The organism is Serratia sp. HNCC26DJ244 (genome assembly GCF_057180565.1).
This window is the reverse complement of record NZ_JBXUGO010000003.1, coordinates 23,213-48,174: the sequence shown is the minus strand read 5'-3', so window position 1 is coordinate 48,174 and position 24,962 is coordinate 23,213. Positions and strand designations below refer to the sequence as shown.

General features: G+C 50.3%; 26 protein-coding genes and 1 riboswitch. Of the genes, 12 read left to right on the top strand and 14 right to left on the bottom strand.

The window, feature by feature from the left end; genetic code table 11:
- The first annotated feature begins 215 nt into the window (after positions 1 to 215).
- Positions 216 to 1,394: a formate-dependent phosphoribosylglycinamide formyltransferase gene (gene purT / locus AC2A06_RS03280; RefSeq protein WP_484379339.1), complete on the top strand. Its 1,179-nt coding sequence runs from the start codon at positions 216 to 218 to the stop codon at positions 1,392 to 1,394.
- Between the two features lie 92 nt (positions 1,395 to 1,486).
- Here purT and AC2A06_RS03275 read toward each other — a convergent pair whose 3' ends face one another.
- Positions 1,487 to 1,729 carry a YoaH family protein gene (locus tag AC2A06_RS03275; RefSeq protein WP_473197915.1) on the bottom strand — a complete coding sequence of 81 codons (243 nt, stop codon included), beginning with the start codon at positions 1,727 to 1,729 and terminating at the stop codon, positions 1,487 to 1,489.
- Positions 1,730 to 1,868: 139 nt separating this feature from the next.
- On the opposite strand from AC2A06_RS03275, the gene pabB reads away from it, so the two are divergent.
- From pabB to mntP, 8 genes are all read left to right on the top strand, one after another.
- Positions 1,869 to 3,242, top strand: coding sequence for an aminodeoxychorismate synthase component 1 (pabB, locus tag AC2A06_RS03270; RefSeq protein ID WP_473197916.1), 1,374 nt, complete (start codon positions 1,869 to 1,871; stop codon positions 3,240 to 3,242).
- The gene (locus AC2A06_RS03265) at positions 3,239 to 3,823 is read left to right on the top strand and encodes a CoA pyrophosphatase (protein ID WP_484379338.1); all 585 of its coding nucleotides are present in this window, start codon (positions 3,239 to 3,241) and stop codon (positions 3,821 to 3,823) included. Before pabB ends, AC2A06_RS03265 begins: the two co-directional genes overlap by 4 nt.
- Before the next feature lie 88 nt (positions 3,824 to 3,911).
- Positions 3,912 to 5,276 (top strand): L-serine ammonia-lyase, encoded by a 1,365-nt coding sequence (locus tag AC2A06_RS03260; protein ID WP_484379337.1) that lies wholly within the window; start codon positions 3,912 to 3,914, stop codon positions 5,274 to 5,276.
- A 254-nt stretch (positions 5,277 to 5,530) separates the two neighbouring features.
- The gene (gene manX / locus AC2A06_RS03255) at positions 5,531 to 6,490 is read left to right on the top strand and encodes a PTS mannose transporter subunit IIAB (protein ID WP_484379336.1); all 960 of its coding nucleotides are present in this window, start codon (positions 5,531 to 5,533) and stop codon (positions 6,488 to 6,490) included.
- 54 nt (positions 6,491 to 6,544) lie between these two features.
- Positions 6,545 to 7,342, top strand: coding sequence for a PTS mannose/fructose/sorbose transporter subunit IIC (locus tag AC2A06_RS03250; RefSeq protein ID WP_023491825.1), 798 nt, complete (start codon positions 6,545 to 6,547; stop codon positions 7,340 to 7,342).
- 15 nt (positions 7,343 to 7,357) lie between these two features.
- Positions 7,358 to 8,200, top strand: a complete 843-nt coding sequence (locus AC2A06_RS03245; RefSeq protein ID WP_023491826.1) for a PTS mannose transporter subunit IID — start codon at positions 7,358 to 7,360, stop codon at positions 8,198 to 8,200.
- A 56-nt stretch (positions 8,201 to 8,256) separates the two neighbouring features.
- Positions 8,257 to 8,724, top strand: coding sequence for a DUF986 family protein (locus AC2A06_RS03240; protein WP_023491827.1), 468 nt, complete (start codon positions 8,257 to 8,259; stop codon positions 8,722 to 8,724).
- A 140-nt stretch (positions 8,725 to 8,864) separates the two neighbouring features.
- A riboswitch (yybP-ykoY riboswitch) is annotated at positions 8,865 to 9,042 on the top strand.
- Between the two features lie 12 nt (positions 9,043 to 9,054).
- A complete protein-coding gene (mntP, locus tag AC2A06_RS03235; RefSeq protein WP_473197923.1) occupies positions 9,055 to 9,624 on the top strand; it encodes a manganese efflux pump MntP in 570 nt (189 codons plus the stop codon).
- Here mntP and rlmA read toward each other — a convergent pair.
- Positions 9,621 to 10,466, bottom strand: coding sequence for a 23S rRNA (guanine(745)-N(1))-methyltransferase (gene rlmA / locus AC2A06_RS03230; protein ID WP_484379335.1), 846 nt, complete (start codon positions 10,464 to 10,466; stop codon positions 9,621 to 9,623). The two genes, mntP and rlmA, sit on opposite strands and share 4 nt — an antisense overlap.
- 176 nt (positions 10,467 to 10,642) lie before the next feature.
- Here rlmA and pgeF point away from each other — a divergent pair, with 176 nt between their 5' ends.
- Positions 10,643 to 11,356 (top strand): peptidoglycan editing factor PgeF, encoded by a 714-nt coding sequence (gene pgeF / locus AC2A06_RS03225; protein ID WP_484379334.1) that lies wholly within the window; start codon positions 10,643 to 10,645, stop codon positions 11,354 to 11,356.
- Positions 11,357 to 11,473: 117 nt separating this feature from the next.
- On the opposite strand, the gene cspE is transcribed toward pgeF, so the two are convergent.
- The 3 genes from cspE to AC2A06_RS03210 form a co-directional block, all read right to left on the bottom strand.
- Positions 11,474 to 11,683 carry a transcription antiterminator/RNA stability regulator CspE gene (cspE, locus tag AC2A06_RS03220; RefSeq protein ID WP_002221949.1) on the bottom strand — a complete coding sequence of 70 codons (210 nt, stop codon included), beginning with the start codon at positions 11,681 to 11,683 and terminating at the stop codon, positions 11,474 to 11,476.
- Between the two features lie 19 nt (positions 11,684 to 11,702).
- A complete protein-coding gene (locus AC2A06_RS03215; protein ID WP_152554949.1) occupies positions 11,703 to 11,840 on the bottom strand; it encodes a DUF2627 domain-containing protein in 138 nt (45 codons plus the stop codon).
- 1,109 nt (positions 11,841 to 12,949) lie between these two features.
- Positions 12,950 to 13,951 (bottom strand): MBL fold metallo-hydrolase, encoded by a 1,002-nt coding sequence (locus AC2A06_RS03210; RefSeq protein WP_484379333.1) that lies wholly within the window; start codon positions 13,949 to 13,951, stop codon positions 12,950 to 12,952.
- 314 nt (positions 13,952 to 14,265) lie between these two features.
- Between AC2A06_RS03210 and fos the strand changes: the two genes are divergently transcribed.
- Positions 14,266 to 14,673 carry a fosfomycin resistance glutathione transferase gene (fos, locus tag AC2A06_RS03205; protein WP_484379485.1) on the top strand — a complete coding sequence of 136 codons (408 nt, stop codon included), beginning with the start codon at positions 14,266 to 14,268 and terminating at the stop codon, positions 14,671 to 14,673.
- A gap of 132 nt (positions 14,674 to 14,805) precedes the next feature.
- Here fos and AC2A06_RS03200 read toward each other — a convergent pair whose 3' ends face one another.
- The 3 genes from AC2A06_RS03200 to cbpA form a co-directional block, all read right to left on the bottom strand.
- Positions 14,806 to 15,081, bottom strand: a complete 276-nt coding sequence (locus AC2A06_RS03200) for a YebO family protein (protein WP_484379332.1) — start codon at positions 15,079 to 15,081, stop codon at positions 14,806 to 14,808.
- 147 nt (positions 15,082 to 15,228) lie between these two features.
- Positions 15,229 to 15,531, bottom strand: coding sequence for a chaperone modulator CbpM (gene cbpM, locus AC2A06_RS03195; protein WP_023491514.1), 303 nt, complete (start codon positions 15,529 to 15,531; stop codon positions 15,229 to 15,231).
- Positions 15,531 to 16,466, bottom strand: coding sequence for a curved DNA-binding protein (gene cbpA / locus AC2A06_RS03190; protein WP_484379331.1), 936 nt, complete (start codon positions 16,464 to 16,466; stop codon positions 15,531 to 15,533). Before cbpA ends, cbpM begins: the two co-directional genes overlap by 1 nt.
- 694 nt (positions 16,467 to 17,160) lie before the next feature.
- On the opposite strand from cbpA, the gene AC2A06_RS03185 reads away from it, so the two are divergent.
- On the top strand, positions 17,161 to 17,538 hold the full coding sequence (locus AC2A06_RS03185) for a helix-turn-helix domain-containing protein (RefSeq protein WP_473197929.1): 378 nt from the start codon (positions 17,161 to 17,163) through the stop codon (positions 17,536 to 17,538).
- Between the two features lie 66 nt (positions 17,539 to 17,604).
- On the opposite strand, the gene astE is transcribed toward AC2A06_RS03185, so the two are convergent.
- The 6 genes from astE to AC2A06_RS03155 all read right to left on the bottom strand — a co-directional run bounded on the left by astE (position 17,605) and on the right by AC2A06_RS03155 (position 24,886).
- Positions 17,605 to 18,615: a succinylglutamate desuccinylase gene (gene astE, locus AC2A06_RS03180; protein ID WP_484379330.1), complete on the bottom strand. Its 1,011-nt coding sequence runs from the start codon at positions 18,613 to 18,615 to the stop codon at positions 17,605 to 17,607.
- Between the two features lie 13 nt (positions 18,616 to 18,628).
- The gene (gene astB, locus AC2A06_RS03175) at positions 18,629 to 19,969 is read right to left on the bottom strand and encodes an N-succinylarginine dihydrolase (RefSeq protein ID WP_484379329.1); all 1,341 of its coding nucleotides are present in this window, start codon (positions 19,967 to 19,969) and stop codon (positions 18,629 to 18,631) included.
- A 23-nt stretch (positions 19,970 to 19,992) separates the two neighbouring features.
- Positions 19,993 to 21,465 (bottom strand): succinylglutamate-semialdehyde dehydrogenase, encoded by a 1,473-nt coding sequence (gene astD, locus AC2A06_RS03170; RefSeq protein WP_484379328.1) that lies wholly within the window; start codon positions 21,463 to 21,465, stop codon positions 19,993 to 19,995.
- A complete protein-coding gene (gene astA, locus AC2A06_RS03165) occupies positions 21,465 to 22,496 on the bottom strand; it encodes an arginine N-succinyltransferase (RefSeq protein WP_484379327.1) in 1,032 nt (343 codons plus the stop codon). Before astA ends, astD begins: the two co-directional genes overlap by 1 nt.
- 51 nt (positions 22,497 to 22,547) lie before the next feature.
- Complete coding sequence (locus tag AC2A06_RS03160) at positions 22,548 to 23,762, bottom strand: bifunctional succinylornithine transaminase/acetylornithine transaminase (protein WP_484379326.1); 1,215 nt, start codon at positions 23,760 to 23,762, stop codon at positions 22,548 to 22,550.
- A gap of 425 nt (positions 23,763 to 24,187) precedes the next feature.
- Positions 24,188 to 24,886: a gamma-glutamylcyclotransferase gene (locus AC2A06_RS03155; protein ID WP_484379325.1), complete on the bottom strand. Its 699-nt coding sequence runs from the start codon at positions 24,884 to 24,886 to the stop codon at positions 24,188 to 24,190.
- Between the last annotated feature and the right edge of the window lie 76 nt (positions 24,887 to 24,962).

Sequence of the window (24,962 nt, the reverse complement as noted above, 5' to 3'; positions counted from 1 at the left end):
TAGTCAGTGAAAAAGTGGCGCTGTGATGGTCAGCAGCGGTTCGAGTATTAATGATAACAGATTTAAGGTCATTTCCAGATTGATACCCTGGGTTATCTCTCCGTGACAGTGCAAAATCGCCAGTTATGTGCTCAGACCAGGTTTGCAATCGTTTTCGTATATACTGACGGCGCTCCAACTCCCATTAATCCCAACAGAAAACCAGGTACCAAACTATGTTAACAATTGGAACTGCCCTGCGCCCTGCGGCCACCCGTGTAATGTTGCTCGGTTCTGGCGAGTTAGGCAAAGAGGTGGCCATTGAATGCCAACGTTTAGGATTGGAAGTAATCGCGGTTGATCGTTACCCCAACGCACCCGCAATGCATGTGGCACACCGCAGTCATGTTATTAATATGCTGGATGGAGAAGCATTGAAAGCGGTGATCGAGCAGGAGCGCCCCGATTATATCGTGCCTGAAATTGAAGCTATCGCCACCAATATGCTGGTTGAACTGGAACAGCTTGGCCATCGCGTGGTGCCCTGTGCCGAGGCCACTCGCCTCACCATGAACCGTGAAGGTATCCGTCGCCTGGCGGCCGAAACCCTTAACCTGCCAACCTCCAGCTACCGTTTTGCCAGTAATGAAGAGGAATTCCAGCAGGCGGTGTCGGAAATAGGTTACCCCTGCATCGTCAAACCCGTGATGAGCTCATCCGGCAAAGGGCAAACGCTGATTCGTGATCAACAACAATTGAGTGCAGCCTGGGAGTATGCGCAACAAGGCGGCCGCGCTGGTGGTGGGCGGGTGATTGTTGAAGGGCTGGTCACCTTTGATTTCGAAATCACCTTGTTGACCATTAATGCCATTGATGGCATCTACTTCTGCGCCCCCATTGGCCACCGTCAGGAAGAGGGGGACTACCGGGAATCTTGGCAACCTCAGCAAATGTCTCCACTGGCCTTGAGTCGTGCCCAAGCCATCGCCGAGAATATCGTGCGGGCCTTAGGTGGCTTTGGTCTGTTTGGCGTTGAGCTGTTTGTTTGTGGTGATGAGGTGATTTTTAGTGAGGTTTCCCCTCGCCCACATGATACCGGCATGGTCACGCTTATTTCGCAGGATCTTTCAGAGTTTGCACTGCACGTCCGTGCTTTCCTTGGCTTGCCGATTAACACCATCCGGCAGTTCGGGCCTTCAGCTTCGGCCGTAATTCTACCGGAGCTTAATAGCAATAATGTCCGTTTCACGGGTTTGAATCGCGCACTCAGCGGTTACAACCAGGTGCGATTATTCGGTAAGCCGGAAATCAGCGGCACACGTCGCCTGGGGGTGGCACTGGCCACGGCACCTGAGATTGAACAAGCAATAGCCCTAGCGAAACAGGCAGCGGCGGAAATCAAAGTATTACCGTAAGTGGTGATCACTATCCTCTGTGCTTTGGTTTGAATAATGCGGGGATATTTGGGGGCGGGATGCCGCCCCCAATGCCATTAAATCACGACCATTTAATCGTCGTCATGCTCCTCGCCAGTATCATCATCTTCTTCAAGATAGTCACTGACTGTTGGCTGATCCGGTTCATCATCAAACATATGGGTAACCCGGTCATCTTTATGGGCTTCGCGGATTTCTTGCGCCACGATGGCAATGGCTTCGCCACTGCTCATACCTTGCTCCATTAGGTCATGGATTCGTTCAGCCGCTTCTTGCTGCTGTTGGTGACTTAAAGATGGCATTCCTGCGAACATCTGCTGCTCCCCAGTAAAATATAGGTATGGATTATATACCCAAGTTGAGACAAGATGCAGTCCAACAGCCATTTGCCTGAATTTAGTTCTCAACCTTAACCCATAACACCGTTTCCACTAGCCAGATAAAGTGAATACCATGAGTGTCAGCACCCCTAATCTTAAATCGTTGCCCTATCACCGCGAAACGTTGCTAGCGCTGTTTGCACCATTAGCACAACAGCCATGGGCAATGTTGCTTCACTCCGGGTTTGCCGAACACTCACATAACCGTTTTGATATTTTGGTGGCCGACCCGCAGGTGACATTAACCACGCAGGGTGCAGTGACCCAGATCCAGCAGCCAAACGGCACTATTTGCTCACCAGAAGACCCGTTTAAACTGCTGCAACAGCAGCTCGATGCTCTGGGCATAACTGTCTCGGCGAATAGCGAGCTACCGTTTCAAGGTGGAGCCTTAGGGCTATTCGGTTACGATTTGGGGCGACGTATCGAAACACTGCCACAACGGGCACAGGCGGATATCACCTTGCCAGATATGGCGGTAGGTATTTATGACTGGGCCTTAATCGCCGATCATCATCAGCAAAAATTGACCCTGCTCAGCTATGGTGATGTGGAACAGCGTTGGCAGTGGCTCAGTCAGCAGCCCGGTTACGCTACCGAGCCGTTCTCCTTGACCGGGCATTGGCAAGCCAATATGACGCGTCAGCAATATGGTGAAAAGTTTCGCCGCATCCAGGCTTATCTGCTGAGTGGTGATTGTTATCAGATCAATCTAACGCAACGTTTTTCCGCCCCTTATCAAGGGGATGAGTGGCAAGCTTTCTGCCAGTTAAGTGCTAGCAACCGCGCGCCCTTCTCGGCTTTTCTGCGTTTGCCGCAAAATGCAGTGCTCAGCGTGTCACCGGAACGCTTTCTGTGGTTGGCCAACCAGCAAATCCAGACCCGCCCTATCAAAGGCACCCTGCCACGCCTGGCAGATGCCGCACAGGACGCGGAGCAGAGACAAATGTTGGCTAACTCCGCCAAAGATCGGGCAGAAAACCTGATGATCGTTGATCTGCTGCGTAATGATATCGGCCGCGTAGCTCAACCCGGTACGGTACGGGTCCCTGAACTGTTCGTGGTAGAACCCTTCCCAGCGGTGCACCATCTGGTCAGTACCATCACCGCCACCTTACCGGAGACCACTTCCGCCAGCGAGTTACTGCGCGCCTGCTTCCCAGGGGGGTCTATCACCGGTGCGCCAAAAGTGCGCGCCATGGAGATCATTGAAGAGCTGGAACCACAACGCCGCAATGCCTATTGTGGCAGTATTGGCTATATTAGTTTCTGTGGCACCATGGACAGTAATATTACCATTCGCACACTGTTCACTGAACATGGCCGCCTATTCTGCTCTGCGGGTGGCGGTATTGTTGCTGATAGCCAGGAGCAGGCGGAATATCAGGAAACCTTTGATAAAGTAGGCCGTATCTTGCCACTGCTGGGGGAGTTTACCGTTTCATGAGCTATCAAGATAATCCGCTGCCACTGGCTGATTTTATTCGCCGCTTTCAGTTACAACTGCCGGAGGAACCGGCGTCATCACGGTATCAACAGGTACGCCCCGCCGCCGTACTGATCCCGATTATTCGCCGGCCAGAACCCACGTTGTTGCTCACTCGTCGGGCTGATACTTTGCGTAAACATGCAGGCCAGGTCGCCTTCCCTGGGGGCAAAACCGATATTGACGACCATTCACCGATTATCACCGCATTACGTGAAGCGGAAGAAGAAGTGGCTATTCCCCCCCACAAAGTACAAATACTCGGTCAGTTGGCACCGCTCGATAGCAGTACCGGTTTTCAAGTCACCCCGGTTATCGGCCTGCTACCGCCGGATATCGAATTTCATGCCAATCAAGATGAAGTCGCCACAGTGTTTGAAATGCCACTCCAACAGGCGCTGATGCTGTCGCGTTACTATCCATTGGATATTCAGCGCGGAGGCCACCCGCACCGAGTTTATCTCTCTTGGTATCACAGCCAATTTATCTGGGGGCTTACCGCCGCCATTATTCGCCGTCTGGCCCAACAGGTCCGCATGTAAAAGCACTGCGATCAACTTATGCGATCAACTTAGCCGATCGTTTTTGACCAAAATAACCATAACAATAGGCCTCTATAGGAGTTTTAACATGATTAGCATTTTCGACATGTTCAAGATCGGCATCGGTCCATCCAGTTCTCACACCGTCGGGCCAATGAAAGCCGGCAAACAGTTTGTTGACGAGCTGGTTAAGCATGGCTTGATGGCCACGGTGACACGTATCGCCGTTGATATTTATGGCTCACTTTCGTTAACGGGCAAAGGTCACCATACCGATATTGCCATTCTGCTTGGCCTGGCGGGTAACCAACCGGACACTGTCGATATTGATAGCATCCCCGGTTTTGTCCAGGACGTTAAGCAGCGCCAACGCCTGATGCTGGCCAACGGTTTGCATGAAGTGGACTTCCCGCAGGACAGTGGCATGGTGTTCCGCAGTGACAACCTGCCACTGCATGAAAACGGTCTACAGTTCAACGCCTTTGCTGGCGATCAACTGATGTATAGCAAAATTTACTACTCCATTGGTGGTGGCTTTATTGTTGATGAAGAACACTTCGGCAAAACCGAAACTGATGAAGTTGCGGTGCCTTTCCCGTTCCATTCAGCCAGTGAGATGCTGGCCCACTGCCATGCCAGCGGCCTCTCGCTGTCCGGGATGGTGCTGCAGAACGAGTTGGCGCTACGCAGCAAGCAGGATATCGATACCTATTTCAAAACTATCTGGCAAACCATGCTCGCCTGTATTGATCGCGGGTTGAACACCGAAGGTCTGCTACCCGGCCCACTGCGCGTTCCTCGTCGCGCTTCGGCCTTGCGCCGCCTGCTGGTCTCTTCCGACAAGCTCTCTAATGACCCGATGAATGTGATCGACTGGGTCAATATGTTTGCCCTGGCGGTCAATGAAGAGAACGCCGCCGGTGGGCGGGTAGTCACCGCCCCCACCAATGGGGCCTGCGGCATAGTGCCGGCAGTGCTGGCGTATTACGATCACTTTATCGAGTCCGTCAGCCCAGATATCGCGCTGCGTTACTTTATGGCGTCAGGGGCCATCGGCACCTTGTATAAAATGAATGCCTCTATTTCGGGTGCCGAAGTGGGTTGTCAGGGTGAGGTGGGCGTCGCTTGCTCAATGGCGGCAGCCGGTTTGGCTGAACTGCTGGGGGGCAGCCCAGAGCAAGTTTGCATCGCTGCAGAAATTGGTATGGAACATAATCTGGGTTTGACCTGTGATCCCGTCGCCGGTCAGGTGCAAGTCCCGTGTATTGAGCGCAATGCAATCGCTGCTGTGAAAGCCATTAACTCTGCCCGTATGGCGCTGCGACGCACCAGTGAACCCCGTGTGTCGCTGGATAAAGTGATCGAGACTATGTATGAAACCGGCAAAGATATGAACGCCAAATACCGTGAAACCTCACGTGGGGGTTTGGCAATCAAAGTACAATGTGACTAGCCCCTCTGGATGGTAGGCGGTAGGTATATAATCCTAAAGGCTTAATCCTTCTATCAATAGCTGAGCAATGTCACATAATTTATTTTTTTCATGCCATAAAATAAATCACGTTAACGAGAGCGGGCTCTGATAGGTTTTTGAAACTACACGAAACGAGTTTTTCTACCATAATGTATCTGTAGCACAGTCGTAACGACTAGCATGATAATGTGAAAAGCGTAATTCATGCTTTAAGTTCATCAAGGAGGTAGCGAGTGGCAATAGCTATTATCATCGGCACACACGGGACTGCAGCAGAACAACTGCTAAAAACAGCAGAAATGCTATTGGGTGAGCAGCATAATACCGCCTATATAGATTTCGTTCCCGGTGAGAATGCTGAAACGTTAATTGAGAAATATAATTGGAAAATCAGCGAGCTCGATACCAGTAATGGCGTCCTGTTTCTAGTCGATACCTGGGGCGGGAGTCCGTTTAATGCCGCCAGCCGTATCGCCGTTGATAAAGAGCACTATGAAGTGATCACCGGGGTCAATATTCCGATGCTGGTGGAAACTTTTATGGCTCGCGATGATAACCTTAGCTTTGACGAGCTGGTCGCCCTGGCATTGGAAACCGGGCGTGGCGGCGTTAGAGCACTGAAAAAACCCATCGAAGAACCCAGTACCCCTGCCCCTGTACAGAAAAAAGCCCCACAACCACAGCGCCCTCTCGGCCCTGAAGACCATATGGTCATCGGTTTGGCTCGTATTGACGATCGCCTGATTCACGGGCAGGTCGCCACTCGCTGGACCAAAGAAACCAATGTTAGGCGTATCATCGTCGTCAGTGATGAAGTGGCCGCTGACCATGTGCGTAAAACGCTCTTGACTCAGGTTGCCCCTCCTGGAGTGACGGCGCATGTGGTGGATGTGGAAAAAGCGATTCGCGTTTGGAACAACCCTAAATATGCCGGTGAGCGGGTGATGCTTTTATTCACCAACCCTACCGACGTGTGTCGTTTAGTGGAAGGTGGCGTCGATATCAAGTCAGTCAATATCGGTGGCATGGCATTCCGTCAAGGGAAAACTCAAGTGAATAACGCGGTTTCCATTGATGAGAAAGACATCGAGGCGTTTAAGAAATTAAACGATCGCGGTATCGAACTGGAAGTCCGTAAAGTGTCCTCGGACAGCCAGTTGAAAATGATGGACCTGATTAACAAACTCAATTAATGGCGCTTGTCGTTAATTATTTACTCAGAGCTCTTTGGTTATAGGAGAAGTGCAATGGAGATTACTACTCTTCAGATTGTGCTGGTGTTTCTTGTGGCATGTATTGCCGGGATGGAGTCTATCCTGGATGAGTTTCAGTTCCACCGTCCATTGGTGGCCTGTACGCTGATCGGTCTGGTTCTTGGTGATATGAAAACCGGGATCATCATTGGTGGTACGCTGGAGATGATCGCCCTGGGCTGGATGAATATCGGTGCTGCAGTGGCACCCGATGCTGCCTTGGCTTCGATTATTTCGACTATTCTGGTTATTGCCGGTGGTCAAAATATCGGTGCCGGTATCGCTTTGGCCATCCCATTGGCAGCAGCAGGCCAGGTGTTGACCATCATCGTTCGTACCATCACCGTGGCTTTCCAACACGCCGCCGATGGTGCAGCAGAACGTGGTAGCCTGCGGGCCATCACTTGGCTGCATATCTCTGCCCTGTTTATGCAAGCCATGCGTATTGCGATTCCGGCAGTGATTGTTGCACTCACTGTTGGCACTGACGTTGTTCAAGCCCTGCTTGACTCTATCCCTGAAGTGGTTACCGGCGGCCTGAATATTGCCGGTGGTATGATCGTGGTAGTCGGTTACGCGATGGTCATCAACATGATGCGTGCCGGTTATCTGATGCCATTCTTCTACTTGGGCTTCGTTACCGCTGCCTTTACTGACTTTAACCTGGTCGCACTGGGTGTGATTGGCGTGGTGATGGCCGTACTCTATATCCAGCTCAGCCCGAAATACAACAAGTCTCAGGCTGTCCAAGCGGGTCCCGCCAATAACGACCTCGATAACGAACTGGACTAGGAATAGGTGAAAGAAATGGTTGATTCAACAGCTCAAAAGAAACTGACGCCTGCTGATATTCGTGGCGTATTTATCCGCTCGAACCTATTCCAGGGTTCATGGAACTTCGAGCGTATGCAAGCCTTGGGATTCTGCTTCTCTATGGTGCCGGTGATCCGCCGGCTATACCCAGAAAACAACGATGAGCGTAAGCAAGCCATCAAACGCCATCTGGAGTTTTTCAACACCCAACCGTTCGTTGCCGCGCCAGTTCTCGGTGTGACGATGGCAATGGAAGAAGAGCGTGCTAACGGTGCTCCTATTGATGATGCCGCCATTAACGGTATCAAAGTAGGCTTGATGGGCCCACTGGCCGGTGTGGGTGACCCTATTTTCTGGGGTACGGCACGGCCGGTTTTTGCCGCTCTCGGTGCGGGTATTGCCATGAGTGGCAGCCTGCTCGGCCCGTTACTGTTCTTCGTTTTGTTTAACCTGGTTCGCCTGATGGTGCGTTATTACGGTGTGGCTTATGGCTACCGTAAAGGTATCGATATCGTTAGTGATATGGGTGGTGGTTTCCTGCAGAAATTGACGGAAGGGGCGTCCATCCTCGGCCTGTTTGTTATGGGAGCACTGGTTAATAAGTGGACGCATGTGAATATCCCGTTGGTGGTGTCAAAAATCACCGACCAAACCGGGCAGACTAACATCACCACGGTACAAACCATCCTTGATCAACTGATGCCTGGCCTGGTACCGCTACTGTTAACCTTTGGCTGTATGTGGCTACTACGCAAGAAGGTCAATGCGTTGTGGATCATTATGGGCTTCTTCGCAATCGGTATCTTCGGTTACTGGATTGGTTTGTTAGGTCTTTAATCACCATGATTGACAACCGGGGTTAACCCCCGGTTTTTTTATTTATGGAGTCTGAGATGTCACTGACTGATGGCGTACTACTGTTGTTCATTATTCTGATGTTGTTGTATGCCCTGTATGACGAATTCGGTATGAATCTGCTGAAAGGCAAAACATTGCTAAAAATAGCGTTAAAACGCCGTAACCGTCTGGACTGTGTGATATTTGTCGGTTTGCTGGCGATTCTGCTCTACCGCAACATTGTCACCGAGGGGACGCAGGTGACCACCTATCTGTTAATCTCCCTGGCATTGATTGCCATCTATATCTCTTTTATTCGCTGGCCGAAGCTGCTGTTTAAACCGCAAGGGTTCTTCTATGCCAACGCATTTATCGATTATCAGCGTATCAAAGCGATGAACCTGTCTGAGGATGGTGTTTTAGTCATCGATCTCGAACAACGACGGTTACTGATACAGGTCATCCAATTAGATGACTTGGAAAAGATATACCATTTCTTTATTGATAATCAGTTAGAAAGTTAAAACAGCACGGTTATTGATGGTTGATTAACCAAAGTATCGTTATGGTTACTGTTCGAACATTTCGTGGTTAATATCAGCTGATTACCGGCAATTACTGCGGCTGAATCAAGTTGGCGGTGGTAAAAAGAGTATGGTAAAGTAGCGCGCTTATTGGGGAGTAGCCGGTTTCTGGCTGTTTTTAGCGAGAAACGCCCGTATCAACATGCTCGTTTCGTTTGAAACGTGGTGCGGGCAGCCGAAAGGTTGGCAAGACCATAAACACGTAACACCATCGGTAGGTTGGGGGATGGCTTACGTGTCTATGGCGCTACCCAACCGAGACTTTTCCGCATGAACCTTTCTGCAACGCTTATTTTGGCTTTTGGCATGTCTATGGACGCATTTGCGGCGTCGATCGGCAAAGGTGCCGCACTACATCAACCTCGTTTCCGTGAAGCCCTCCGTACCGGTCTGATCTTTGGCGTTATTGAAGCCATTACCCCCCTTATTGGTTGGGGTTTCGGTCTATTTGCCAGCCAATATATTATGGAATGGGACCACTGGGTCGCTTTTGGTCTGCTGTTAATCCTGGGTATTCGCATGATCGTGGAAGGGTCAAAAAGCCAGCTAGAACAGGAGCACAAGGTCAAGCGCCACGGCTTCTGGTTGTTGGTTGTCACCGCTATCGCCACCAGTCTGGATGCGATGGCGGTGGGCGTCGGGCTGGCATTCCTGCAAGTCAACATTATCCATACCGCCATGGCAATCGGTTGTGCCACCCTGATTATGGCCACCCTGGGGATGATGATTGGCCGTTATATTGGCCCACTGCTAGGTAAACGGGCAGAAATCCTTGGCGGGATTGTGCTGATTGGTATCGGAACCCATATACTGCTGGATCACATGGGCTTTCTCTCTTAATCCACCGTTTCTGGCTGCGGATTGCTCTCAGTTCGGCGGTGCAGGCAAATAGCAAAATCCGTCTCACAATGGAATGCCGCCGAATCCGCCAGGCTACGCTGTACATCGGGGGCGGCACGCCAGGCAAAGGGGGTCATCTGTAGTAAATTAGCGGCCTGAGCCCCCGGCAATACCATCGGAAAGCGTAATGCTTCAGCCAATTCACAGCTAAAACCCGGCAGTTGCTCCCGATGTTCGGCGTGTAACTTGATATCTTGATAGACCATCCCTTTCAACTGATAGAGATGCCGCGGCCCAGGTGATACCGTTACCACTACGCCACCCGGCTTGACGACACGCGCCAGTTCTGAGGCTTTACACGGGGCATAGATACGTAATACTGCATCAAGAGAGTGATCAGCAAACGGCAAGCGATGGCTGGAGGCTACACAAAACGCGACGGCAGGATAGCGTTTTGCCGCCGAGCGAATAGCCACTTTGGCTACATCCAGCCCATACACCTTCACCCTACCCTGTTGAGTTAGCCGCTCCGCTACTGCGGAGGTGTAATAACCTTCACCACAGCCAATATCCAGCAACGCCTGTGCCTCGTTAGGCAGGGCTGTCGCTAATAGTTCTGCCACACGTTGCTGCAAGGGCTGATAATAGCCAGCATCAAGAAATGCGCGGCGTGCCTGCATCATCTCGGCACTGTCACCAGGTTGTTTAGAACGCTTGTGCTGTACCGGCATTAAATTGACATAGCCCTCTTTGGCACAATCGAATTGATGATTCTGTTCACAGCGCCACTGTTGATTGGCATAAGCAAGCGGTTGATGGCAGAGAGGACACTGATAAGACATGGTTTTATCTCAGATTGATACAGCGTGGCTGGCATGACAATGATGCCCTGCGCAATGACGCGCCTAGTCTAAAGAAGGCGATTGCGCTATGCAAGGCAGGATGCCGACAACAGCTAGCCAAAGCGCGTAAAAGATGGCTACACTAGCGGTTATTCTCCGCTCAGATAATAGATTTTATGACCGATTACTCACCGCTTATTATGGCTATTCCTGGCGTCACTCATGGTTTCGGCAGTAAAAGTGCCCAACTGCCAATACCTTTACAACCTTATTGCAGCACTAGGCCCGCAACCAAGCAGGTACATGGTACGCGTATTGTCGATGTTCACCACCCTTTGCAAGCCTGTGGTGAAGCCGATGGCTTTTTTACCCGAGAACCGGGGATCTTGCTCAGCGTATTAACCGCTGATTGCCTGCCGGTGATCTTCTGCCGTAAAGATGGCCAAGCCATTGCAGTGGTACATGCGGGTTGGCGCGGTCTGCTGGAGGGTATTTTGGAACAGATGGCTCAGCGTATTAGCCTGGAGGACAGTACCAGTAACTGGGTAGCGGCTATCGGCCCGGCGGCAGGTGTTTGCTGTTATGAGGTGAACGAAGATCTTATCAATAATTTTCAACAACTCTTGCCCTTCCCCACTACCATGATCAGCCCGAGCTATCGCCACCTGGATTTGGCCGCTATTGCTGAAGCTAAACTCACCGCGTTGGGATTTGCGGCCGTCGACCGGGTGGGCAGTTGCACTATCTGTACCCCCAATGACGACCCGGCCCTTGCCAGGCGCTTTAAATACACCAGTTATCGGCGCAATAGTCATCGGCGTGAACAAGACCCAACACACCCGGGGATCAAAGGTCGTAATCAGTATTCTGGTATTATTATCAATCAGTAAGATGATGAGAGAGTCTGCTTTGGCTAAGTTCATCATCCAGCAGCCTGGCAATAAACTTAGGCGGCAGATACGAAAAAACCCGCACGTTATGCGGGTTTTTTGTACAGCTTGCGCTGATTAGATAGCAGTAACGTTTACTGCAGATGGGCCTTTCTGGCCATCTTGGATTTCGAATTCAACGTTTTGGCCTTCTGCCAGGGTTTTGAAGCCATTACCCTGAATTGCAGAGAAGTGTACGAACACGTCTTTGCTGCCGTCAGCCGGGGTGATGAAACCGAAGCCTTTAGACTCGTTGAACCACTTCACTTGACCTTTGATCTTTGCCATCTTGAGTATTTCCTTTAGATTATTTAAACCGCCCAGGGGCGTTACACAGACAAACTAGAGTCGTTACTGCTGAGGCACTAAGATCAGGATCGGCAGAGAAGCGATATTCAACGCTAACATCTTTACTCTGAACTTCTTTACTGAAAATGCCACACATATACAGAACTGTACCTCTTTTTACCCAAGTGCGTTATTACATACTCTGTAAACGATGGCAAGCCATTTTTAATCACTGATGGACATGTCGCACATATTTAAAACGGTTAAGGTCAATAATAGATTAAATAGGTTAAAAGAGGTTGAAGCCTTTGCTATTTTCTGCTTTGTAAAGAAAACATGCCAGACTTCACTTCTACTCGCGTTGTTAACCCTCCACACCCCATGTCAATATCGATTCTTTTTAACCATCGAGCAATACTCTGACAGAGAAAATACGTAAAAAAATTTGAATGATTATCACGTGTTAATGACAACATTTGAATTTGGATGATCGGGCAGATGAATGCTGTACTGATCGGAGCTTTTCATATCAACCCTAGCGATAACAAGCTAGTACCTGCGTAATCTGCTGGAGATTGCAGTCAGCTATCACTCTGCTGATCAGCCTACTAACGCATAACCATACAAATGTTCTAAATTCAACGATGACCAAGGTGCAGTTGTGCTAAATATTCCTTTGCATGGCCACGGATACCCGCCTGCTTATCCCTCTGATATCATTTGAACCGTGGTTATTGCGCCCACCTGCAGATAAATGATTTTAAATATCGAGTTGATAATAGTCATCGCCACTAGCCGGAAATAACCCTTTTGACTAGCGGAAAATATTGCTATTTCTGAGTTTTAATTATGCTGTTCACTATTACGCGCTATATATACTCTAAATAATTCGAATTGTTTGACAGAACGCTGACCGTTTCAAACAACACAGACCATTTAGAACAAGTAACACAGTAAGCGAGTAGCCAATTTCGCTCGCCTTACGTTTACCATCTTATGAACTCATTGCGCTAGCGACCAAATCAGCCGGCCTCCGGCAATTACTCAGCCTCGGCCTCACCCCTTCGGGGCTGCTGCAAGCGGTTCCTGCCTGCGTTGTCCTCACTACGCAACTCAGCATCACGGCCGGCTACTACAGGCATCCTTGTCTGTCTCGCCTAAAAACGCAGTCCCTCGCGTTTTTGCCTATGCTTCGTGACTTCGTTCTGCGCCTTTAATGGCGCCAACCACCGTACTTTCATCAACACTCATGTCATCTGCTAATTTTTAGTCATAAGTCGTCTTAACGTCGAGCCGCTGACCAATTTTCATTAGATGAAAGTTATGCTGTTCCAGCCCTGCATCACTTAACGCCTGCATTAATTGCTGCGGAGGTTCATCCAACGATTCATCCGCTAATTCAAAAACGCCCCAATGCATTGGAATAACCCGGGGCTGATTTAATTGTTGATATAACCGCACCGAGTGTTGGGGATCCATATGCTTCTCTTGCATAAACCACCTCGGTGCATAGGCTCCAATGGGCAAGGCAGCAATATCGAACGGCCCAAGACGGGTGCCTATTTCTACCAATCGCTCACTGTAGCCAGTATCTCCGGTGAAATAAAAACGTAATTCAGGGTGGTGTATCACCCAACCACACCATAGCGAATGGTTATGATCCCAAGGGGTACGCATACTCCAATGGCGTGCTGGTGTCGCATAAAACGTGGTTGTATCCAGCGTGAAGCTATCCCACCAGTCCAATTCAACCACCCGCTTGGCGGGATAATGACTAAACCACTGCTTAAGCCCCAAAGGAACAACAAAGGTAATACCGCGAAAACGTTTGGTCAGTTCACTGATGGTCAATCGATCCAGGTGGTCATAATGGTTATGTGAAATAAGCACCACATCTATCGTTGGTAATTGTTGCACTGTTAACGGCGGGGGTGTTTTACGCTTTGGGCCATAAAAATTCACCGGTGATGCCCGTGATGACAGCACCGGATCAATTAACACATAACGGCCCCCCAAGCGCAGCAGTATAGAGGCATGCCCCAGCCACCAAATGCTATCATGATCACCACTGAGATCGGCGGCTTGCCACCACTGTTGGATAAATTGTTCATACCCCGCTTGTGGCGGTTTGGGTAGCCCCTGCTTTTTACGTTGATCCTGCCAACGTTTGAGATCCCCAGCTTTACGCAGTGATGGTTCAGGATTGGTAAACCCCCAAGGGGTATGATGTTCCTTGCTGGCATCGTAGTATTTATTATTCTTCTTCATTCATACCTCTTCCGACCATCGGCTACGTTACTCGGCCTTACCACTTGGTATAGCCATCACATTGAACATCCAGCCATTTATGGCTATTACCAATTAATAATTTTATCTATGCCAATTTTTTAGCATTTAACTCGGTTAGCAGCAAGAATTTGTCGCTAATGTTTACCATTGGCTCTCGCTTGACTCACGTTACAGTGACCTATCATCACAGTACATGATAGTGCGTTTAAAAAAAGTATTTTGCCAACGCCATGACCCAAGTTATGTTTTATCCCGCTCTGTGCTTAATTATCTCTGTTGACGGGATCCCCATCATGTTACTCGGCCTTAACCATTTGACACTCGCAGTGAGCGATGTGGAACGTAGCTTCAATTTTTACGTCGATATCTTGGGTTTTACCCCCAAAGCGCGTTGGCAGCAAGGGGCCTATCTTGTGCTGGGGGAACTGTGGCTCTGCTTGTCACTGGATCATACCCGGCAGGCGTGCGTCAATCGCGACTATACACATTATGCGTTTAGCATCTCGGCGGAAAATTTTGCCACTATGGCTGCCCGCTTGCGCAAAAGTGGCATCAATGAGTGGAAATATAATCGCAGCGAGGGGGAGTCGCTCTATTTTACCGATCCGGACCACCATGGGTTAGAAATTCATTGCGGTGATTTAGCCAGCCGTTTAGCAGCCTGCCGGGAAAAGCCCTACCCGGGGATGGTATTTTACTAAGTGAGAAACGGGATAAGAAGGTAACGCACTTAATATTGAGGTCATCCAAGTTGCTATTTGAGGGTAACCCTGATGGTTCCAGACAACTTGAATGAACTTAGATAAAAGCTAACAATAAGATAAGTCGCTATCTTAACGCTCTGGGATAACGTCTTTATAGCTTAATGCGGGGTTGAGCTCATCATCATCATGGTGCCTATCTTCGCCCTGATTACCCTGCAACTGCATTTTCAATAGCGCAGTTTGTTGACGCTGTTGTTCAACAATCTGTTGCAACAAAACAATCTGCTCATTGGCACGCACGCTCGCACGGTTAACCAAAAACCAGACCCACAAGCCCAATAATGCGGCTACTCCCCCCATCACGATGGACATCAGACCGGATGGGCTAAAAGCAAAATCAAACATAAACAACCTTATCGCTAACCAAATTTATTCAAACTACGCTGTTGCCAACACCGGTGCCGTTCCCAACGTCATTTGAATCACTACCTATCATATTTACCCACGGCAACAGCAACCCGGGTGATTAAATACCCGGGTGTACTTTGCTGATTACTGAGCAATAAAACGTTCAAGACGATTACGTAACTGATTGTTATGTTTGCGCAATCTATCAATTTCACCCAAGAGTTCCAGCGCTACCGCAATGCCTGGCCAATCCAGGTCAAGTTCTCGTTGTAACCGCTGAGCTCGATTGAATGCCACCAAAGCTCGGTCATCAAATAACCAGTTATCACTATTCAGGTCACAGGGCTCAATCACCCCTAACCCAACGACCTCCTGCAGTTCAGGCTCCGTCACGCCCGTATGCAGGCAAAACTCAGTAATGGTAAGTGTTATCTGTATGCTAGCCATTATGCTTTACTCCATACGGTGCGCGGATCAAAAGCCGGATTTGCCTCAGCCAGTTGCTGCCAGAGCGCAGCACTCTTGTCGTCTGGTTTTGCTGGCATAACAATCTTGATTACCGCATATAAATTGCCGGTCTCTTTTTTGCTGACCAGGCCCTTCCCTTTAACGCGTAAACGTTGCCCGGCCTGACTACCTGCGGGAATTGTCAGCAAGATATTGTCCGACAGGGTGGGCAAGGATACTTTGGTTCCTAAGGCTGCTTCCCAAGGTGCCAACGGCAGGATAATCTCCAGATCATGCCCCATCACCTCAAACAACGGGTGTGGCGCGAGTTTGATAATCAGATACAGATCACCGTTGGCCCCACCATTAACCCCAGGAACGCCCTGACCTTTCACCCGGATACGTTCGCCATCCATCACCCCTGCCGGGATCTTGACATTGAGCGTCTTGGCTTTCTCTTCCTCGACCAAGCCAAAGGCGTTGTATACCGGGACGTTATAACTCAACGTTCTGGTCTGTTCTTTGAGTGTTTCTTCCAGGAACATAGCCACAGCAATTTCAACGTCCTGACCACGAGCGGCACGTTGATGGTGGTGTTGCTGGTTGGTCCGCGAACGCTGACCAAACATAGAGGCAAAAATATCGGAGAAGTCTTCAGCGTTACCACTGTCTCCATGATGAGCCTCACGATACGCCCTGCGACCAAAGTCAGGATCATTACGGTGTTTTAGCAACTCATCATATTCTGCTCGGCGCTCACTATCTTTCAGTACTTCATAGGCTTCCGCGACCTCTTTAAACCGTGCTTCGGCATCCGCTTCAGTACTGACATCTGGGTGATACTTACGCGCCAACCGTCGATAAGCCGTTTTGATGGCTTTGATATCATCTGAGGGTTTAACCCCTAAAATGGCATAATAATCCTTCATTTCCATAATATTATTATCTCGTTAGCCAAAGCGAAGAAAAGTAAAGCCAAGGTTGGTATACCCGGTTATCCAACAACCTACAGCATAACGCATCCGATGATTAAAATGCTGAGCCTAGTCAACACCTTCGCAACTCGGAATACAACGAGTATATACCCAAGTGGATGCGCGTTGCGGACTGACATCAAGGACACCGCGATTATATCAGCGGTCTGGTGAAGTGATAATGACGTACCCTACCCAAGCACGCCATTATTCAATTAATTTATCTGGGTAGGTTGTTCTCTGGTTTCATCGCTCTTTACCTCCGATGCCTACCTTATGATTAACCTCCATCACTGGCATTGCCATAAAAGCAACGACTCCGACGATGACAAAAAGAGTAACAATCATAGTTATTAGCATGTGATTACCTCTTCAACATAACGTTGTTACGGGGCACTCTGTGGTGCTGACTGATCTTTCAGACCAAGACTGTAGGTAGGCCACGATCACTTTCACTCTTTCAGATTAGCTGTTTTTTCACTTTTACCCAAATAGTGTTGCGTGATCTTGTGTGGTTCAAACAACTGGTCAATGTGCCGTTTTGCTGCCCCAAGGTGACAACCCGAGCTCGGTCAGGTAGGCTAAGTAACAACCTATAACAGCAGGTTGCATAACGACTGATTTTAATCACGACATCGGCAACTGGGTAAATCTATTGATACAGGCACATCATCTCTCATTAGTCTGCGCGCTCAGTAAATGGGTTGAAACCCATCTCGGGCGAGTGATCCATCTTGAAGAGTTGGCCGCTTACTCCGGCTACTCGCTCTGGCATATGCAGAAACTGTTCAAAGAGGCGACCGGGATTTCACTGGGCAAATATATCCGCGAACGTCGTCTCGCTGGGGCGGTGTATCAACTACGTAGCAGTGATGCGCCAATTTTCGATATTGCGTTGGACTTTGGCTTCGGCTCACAGTCGCACTTTACCTATATGTTCAGAAAACGCTTCAATATCACGCCCTATGATTTCCGCCAGGATCCAAGCCTTGATCTCCCTATCGCACCACCGCTCCATGTTATTTATCAATAAATGGCCTGAACTACATGATTCAAATAGTAAAAAAGAGTTCATCCTATTGCGTCACTCGGCATCTAGCTACTCACAGCAATGGCCATCATTGAAAGAAGGAAAGAGCCTGTCACGTGGCACTTCCGTCACTATCATGCCCGCCCGTAAGCCCAGCGCGACATTGGGGTTGGGGAATAATATCCGGGCATTGGCATAGGGAACCTGGTAGCTCTCTCCCGGTTGTTCATACAGTAAGCTACCTTGCGCGAGCGGGGTAAAGTTGGCGGTATCATCGCTTAAATAGAGGCTAAAGGCTTCACTGCGCTTGATAATGGACTGTTCAACACGAAAAACACTTATCGGTGCCTGGCGGCCTATTGGTAAAGGCTGCCCACTGATCAACGCCTGTAGTGCCCCATTGATAGCACTAAACTGCCGCAGATCGTTATCACCAAATGGCCGGGCTTTGCCTAACTCAAGGGTACAACTGGCTGCCTGCAGATGTTCACAGGTAAAATGGCTAAATGTCCCCCCCGCTGCTTGATGGATCACCAACGCATCCAATTCTGCGGCCTCCAGCCAGGCGAGCATAGTCGGGTTATAAGCGGTTTGCTGGTAAGGCAGCAGAGCAAAACGCGGGAACAGAGAGGTGCGGATGGCAGTATGAAGATCGTAATGAACCCGTCTCGCCCCTTCGCCGTTAAAAAAAACGCTGACCACTTGCTCCAACTGTTGCACCCGTGCACTCTCTTCAGTGGGAGAACATTGGCGATAACGGCCACCAAACAGCCGATTAATATCCTGTGTCAGGTAGCGTTTATTGGCACGCATCGCCATTGGGTTGCCCAGTACCACCAGCAGACGCACCGCCAACGGCCTGATGCCCTGGAGTAGCTCCTCCACCAATTGATTGAGCAACTCGATGGGGGCGGTTTCATTACCATGGATGCCGGCTGAAATCACCACCGCTTGCTGATAACCCTGTACTGGGCAGAGCTCCAGCAGCCCTTCCCCGAGCCACTGCCAACGTAATGTGGTGGTTTCCCCCCTGGTATGACCGGGGGGCTTAGCTGCCAATGTCAGGGCTAATAGGTCCATCGGCTTTCCTCCGTTATTGCTGAAAGGCGTAAATCGAACCGAGCCCAAGAATCGATGTCAATGTGTCCAGTGCCTCTCGTCCCTCACGCAATAACTGAGGATCAGCCAGATCGTTGGCGGTCAGACGGTCGCGATAGTAGTGATCGACCCACTCATTCAGCCTGCTAAACAAGCGATCATCCATCAGCACACCGGGGTTCACGGCCTGGAGTTCAGCCTCATTCATCGCCACCCGTAAACGCAGACAAGCCGGGCCGCCACCATTGCGCATACTCTCTCGCAGAGTGAACACCTTGATTTCATCAATTGGGCCGCCGCTGGTGACTATCTCATTCAGGTAGTGCCACACCGCAGCGTGCTGACGCGACTCTTCCGGCACGATAATCATCATTTTGCCATTCTGTTTAGTGAGGATCTGGCTGTTGAACAGGTAAGTGCCCACGGCATCGGCCACACTGACACGCGAGGTGGGGACTTCAATCGCCACTAATTCCGCATCGACCAAGGCCATTTTGCGGCGCAGTTGTTCTAGCCCCTGTTGCGCATGGAGGAATGCTTGTTGATGGTAAAAAAGCACCTGCTGGTTGCTCACCGCAATGACGTCGTTATGGAATACCCCTTGGTCGATTACGGCTGGGTTTTGTTGCAAAAACAGCGTTTGTGGTTCATTCAACTGATGCAAGCGAGCAATCGCCTCGCTGGCCTCCCGGGTCTGACGGGCCGGATAGCGCACTGGGCCAGTTTCCCCGCCAAACTCCTGCTTACCATAAACAAAGAGTTGCACCCCAGGCTTGGCATAGTCCTTCCCCAGGCGGTTATGATTGGCGGCTCCCTCATCGCCAAAGAGCGCTACCGAGGGCAAAGCGTCATGGTGGGCAAAATAGCGGTCATCGTTAAAAATGGCACGTAACACCGCTGAGGTGGTTTCAGCCTCGATGGCCCGGTGAAATTTATTGTTCAAATTCGCTGCGGTAAAATGCACCTTGCCATCCCGACTATCTGCCGAGGGCGAAACGGTAGCGGCGTTAGCTGTCCACATTGAAGAGGCGGAACTGAGGGCAGAAAGCAAGCGCGGAGCGGTACGCATCGCCTGCACCAAGATCTGTTCATCGCTGCCACTAAAGCCCAGTTTACGCAGTGTAGGGAGATGGGGCCGCTCTTGTGGCGGCAAAACGCCTTGTTGAAAGCCCAAATCTGCCAAGGCTTTCATTTTCAGCAGCCCTTGTTTGGCGGCTAACTTGGGGTTGGAGACACTGTTACTGTGCAGGGTTGATGCCTCGTTACCGAACGACAACCCCGCATAGTGATGGGTCAACCCCACCAGCCCATCAAAATTGACTTCATATCCCAACATTTTTCTCTCCCATCTTGGGGCGATCAATCAAACAGTAGGCCCGGGGACACACTTGCCGGCATCACCAGTTCAGCACTTTCCAGCGAAGCCATCGGCCATGCACAATAATCTGCTGCATAAAAGGCGCTTGGCCGGTGATTACCGGAAGCGCCGACACCACCAAATGGGGCAGCGCTGGAGGCCCCGGTCAACGGTTTATTCCAGTTCACAATACCCGCCCGTGCCTCCAGTAACAGTTGTTCAAACTGCTGCCGTTGCGGGGAAACCAACCCCATCGCCAAGCCATAACGGGTATTATTGGCAATGTGCAATGCTTCACTAAAATCGTCGTAACGGATAATGGTGGTCAGTGGACCGAAGTACTCTTCATCCGGTACCTCCGCCACATCGGTAACATCAAGAATCGCCGGAGTTAACAGCGTACTGTTATCCACCAAGCGTTTCATGGTCAATAAAGGACGCGCCCCCAGAGCCAAGAGCTGCTGCTGTGCCTGCAACATTCTGTCTGCCGCCGCCAAGGAGATTACCCCCCCGATAAATGGCGCCGGTTCAGCATCCCAACGCCCAATACGCAGCGCCGCCGTTACCTTGACCAGGCGTTCAATAAAGGCATCCCCTTCTGGGCCACGTTTGACCAAAATACGACGCGCGCAGGTACAGCGCTGGCCAGCGGAAATAAATGCAGACTGAATGGCCAGATTCACCGTGGCATCACAGTCTACTATCTGTTCGATAATCAGGGCATTGTTGCCCCCCATCTCCAACGCCAGGATTTTTTCTGGTTGCCCTGCCAGTTGGCGATGCAGGTGATAACCAGTATTGGCACTGCCGGTAAACAGCAAGCCGTCAATATCTCGGCTGGCTGCCAGTAATTCGCCGGTTTCACGCCCCCCTTGCAACAAGTTGATCACGCCAGGGGGTAAGCCTGCCTCCAACCACAGTTTAAGCGTCACTTCCGCCGTCAACGGGGTGAGCTCACTGGGCTTGAATACCACCGTGTTCCCAGCTAATAGTGCCGGAACGATATGACCATTGGGTAAATGCCCCGGGAAATTATAGGGCCCAAAGACCGCCAGTACGCCATGGGGGCGGTGGCGGATCACCGACGTTGCATCCGCCATGGCTGCGGTGGTGACCCCGGTACGTGTTTGGTAAGCCTGCAATGAAATGCTCACTTTACCGATCATCGCCTGCACTTCGGTCAAGGTTTCCCAGCGCGGTTTGCTGGTTTCACGGCTGATGGTTTCAGCCACTAACTGTTTGTGCTGTTCTAGTAGCGCCGCAAAACGTTTTAATAATTGTTCACGCTGTTCAAATGGCGTGCGCGCCCAAGCTGGAAAGGCGCTACGCGCTGCGGCACAAGCCGCTGCCACATCCGCACTATCCGCCCCATTGGCGTGCCACAAGGGTTGGTTATCCATAGGATCACTTTTATGGAGCAGTGCTCCCTGGCCTGTCTGCCAGCAACCATTAATCAGTAGTGCAGGATGTGACATTATACTTTCTCCTGAATAAGCTTGATGGCCCACACAGCGCCCCCTTGTTCAACCCCCAGCAACGCTGCTGTCTCGGCGTTGATGCGCAGGTGTTCATTGTCCAGTTCGCCATGCACCAACAGTGCGCGATAATGGTCATAGCTATCATTCGCCACCAGGTACGTTGACCCGGAGGGAGAATAACCGCCATCATCCACCATCACTTTCACCAATTTACTTAATTTCACGCTGCGGATTTCGTCAATCTCCGCTTCGAGCGTCGGACCACCATCAAAAATATCGACATACCCCTGATAGCGCAGCCCCTCAGCTTCCAGCAGTTTACGTGCTGGCGCGGTATGAGGATGTACCTCGCCAATCACTTTTTGCGCATCCTCAGCCAAAAATTCCACATAGATCGGATGTTTTGGCATCAATTCCGCAATGAATGCTTTCTGACCAGTACCACTCAAATAGTCTGCCTTGGCGAACTCAATAGAAAAAAAATGACGCCCTACGCTTTCCCAGAAGGGTGAACGGCCCTGCTCATCGGAAAAACCACGCATCTCGGCGATCACTTTATGTGAAAAATGGTGACGAAAAGCCGCCATAAACAGGAAGCGTACCTTTGACAACAATTTGCCATTCTCGCCATTACGGTAATCGGGGTCGAGAAACAGGGTACATAACTCCGAATGGCCGGTATGGTCATTGCTCAAAAACAGCGTGGGTATCGATTTATAGACATTAAGCTGTTTTGACGCATGTACCTGTGTCCCGACACGAAAACTGTACCAGGGTTCACTGAGTCCCACCGCCACTTCGATGGCGCTGACCCCAACCACCTGCTGGCGCTCAGTATCTTCCATCACAAACAGATAGCACTGTTCGCCTTTCGGCAGTTCGCCCTGCCAGGTTTTTAATGCCCGTTCAATACGAGCCGATAAGGTATCTTCGTTCTGTGGCAACGAGGTGAGACCAACCCCCGATTTACCCGCCAGGGTCAGTAAATCAGCTAGGTCACGGCGCTCTATAGGGCGAATAATCATCATAATACTCACCTCAATGGTTATCGGCGGTGCCTACTCGGCACCGCCCCCTGATTAGCAGCAAATTCGCGCCACCGCGCGCTCAAACCGCACTAGCCCTTCCTGCACATCTTGCTCCGGGATAATCAGTGACGGGGTAAAGCGCACCACATCTGGACCGGCGATTAACGCTATCACCCCTTCTTCATTAGCCAATTGCGTAAGTTGTTTGGCTTTGCCCGCATAATTCTGATTCAACACACAACCAATTAATAATCCTGCCCCGCGAATTTCGGCAAACAGAGGATATTGCTGGTTGATGTTATTCAACCTTTCAACAAACCACTGGTGGCGTAGTTTCACCCCATCAAGTAGTTGCGGGGTATTGATCAGTTTGAATACCGCCCCTGCCACCGCTGTCGCCAATGGATTGCCACCATAGGTGGTGCCATGGCTCCCCACATTCAGGGTTTTCGCCAATCTGTCGGTAGTTAGCATCGCCCCAATCGGAAAACCGCCCCCCAACGCCTTGGCAGTGGTCAACACGTCAGGCACCACGCCATACTTCATATAAGCGTACAGGTATCCGGTGCGTCCCATACCGGTTTGCACCTCGTCAAAAATCAATAACGCCCCGTGGCGATCACACAATTCGCGTAACCCTTGCAGGAACTGCAGGTCAGCCGGTAAGACACCCCCTTCTCCCTGGATAGGCTCAACAATAACCGCACAGGTATGTTGATTAATCACTTCAGCGGCAGCCGCCAAATCGTTAAACGGCGTATGAATAATGCCCGCTGGCAGCGGAGCAAAATCTTGTGAATACTTTGGCTGACCACCAGCAGAAACCGTAAATAATGTGCGGCCATGGAAGGCATTGTTAAACGCCACTATCTGGTTTTTCCCACTAGCGCCATTATCCAAGGCATATTTGCGCGCCAGTTTCAGCGCTGCTTCATTGGCCTCTGCACCGGAGTTACAAAAAAACACCTTGTCAGCAAAGGTCGCGTCAATCAACTGCTTTGCCAGGCGCAACACCGGTTCGTTGGTGTAGCCATTGCCCAGATGCCACAACTTGTCAGCCTGTTCCAACAAGGCGGCTTTCACTTGTGGGTGTGCATGCCCCAAGGCATTCACTGCAATACCTCCGGCAAAGTCGATATAACTTCGCCCTTGTTGATCCCAAACTTGAGAGCCTTCGCCCCGCACCAGAATAAAATCAGCTGGGGCATAAACCGGGACCATCCAGTCATCGAAAGCTTGGCGAGTTACTGCAATGGGTTGTTCCATAATAGGTGCCTCATCTTCACCCCCTCGTTCTGAAGTCGCGTTTGCTTCAATTTACCTCGGCCTCAGGCTATCGATAACTCAGTTCCATGGCCGGTAGAGCAACGCTGGCATACATTCAGAACGGAAAGGAAATGTTAATTAATGGTTAAAATCACCATGCTATAGAGGTAAGTGTAGAGTAGCGCAAGAAGCCAGCTTTAGTTTTTAGCCAATTTTTTTTAATTTTTGCTGTAAAAACAAAGAGTTATAGTGCATAATTATGCAATAGTTATGCATTGGTAATTAATAATGGCAAAAACAAGGGCTGAAATCGTCATTAATGGCGATATTCTATGCAAGTGAAAATTATTTTTTTATTGATACTCACAAGCCGCTGATCCTGAGCTTTCAGCGGCTTGGTTACCGGAGGGGAGTTAATTGCTTACTTACGCCGTGGCTTCACTACCCAGCATACCGGTGCTATTTTGCTGTAGCCACTGGCGCACCGTGTTCACCAACTCACCAATACAGTCATCTTTCATTCCATGCTGTTTCAGTTCATTGTCCAAAGCAAACAGGTATTGCGCGTTGCTGCCCAGTGGACCGCTGGCGGAGGCGATTAAAGGAGCGATGACTTGATGACAGGTATCAGCCTCAAACAGAGGATGCTGTGAATTCATGACAAAGACCAAGGCATTGGCCACCTGACCATGCTCCGGCAACGTCAATTCACACCAGATTGGCAGATAACAATCGGTGAGCATTTCACGCTTCCACAATAACTCTAGCTCTTCCTGTACGTTATGTTCCGGCAAGCGGAAAGCTAACCCCGTGGTTTGCCCGCCCTCTTGCAGCGCCAACATACGCCCAGGCTGATGCGGAGTGCCGCGCCCGGCAGTTAAACGCAGGCAAAACTCCCGGTGCCACCCCTTTAAAATGGCAGGACGGACTTCTTCTGCTTCAAATATCGGATTCCACATCAGCGAACCATAGCCGAAAACCCATACCGGGCTGTTAGCTGGCCGCTGGGCAAGGGTTTGCGCCAATGAGGCTGAACGCTGTTCTGCTGTCAGCAACAACGACTCATCAATAGCACCAAATGCTGTTTTACAATCCGCCTTCTGCAGAAAATCTCTGGTTAACACCGCTTACGACCTCCTGGAAATAGTTTTGTTCTACTCCCTTACTACTGTGAAATGGCAATTTATTGTTGAATCCAGA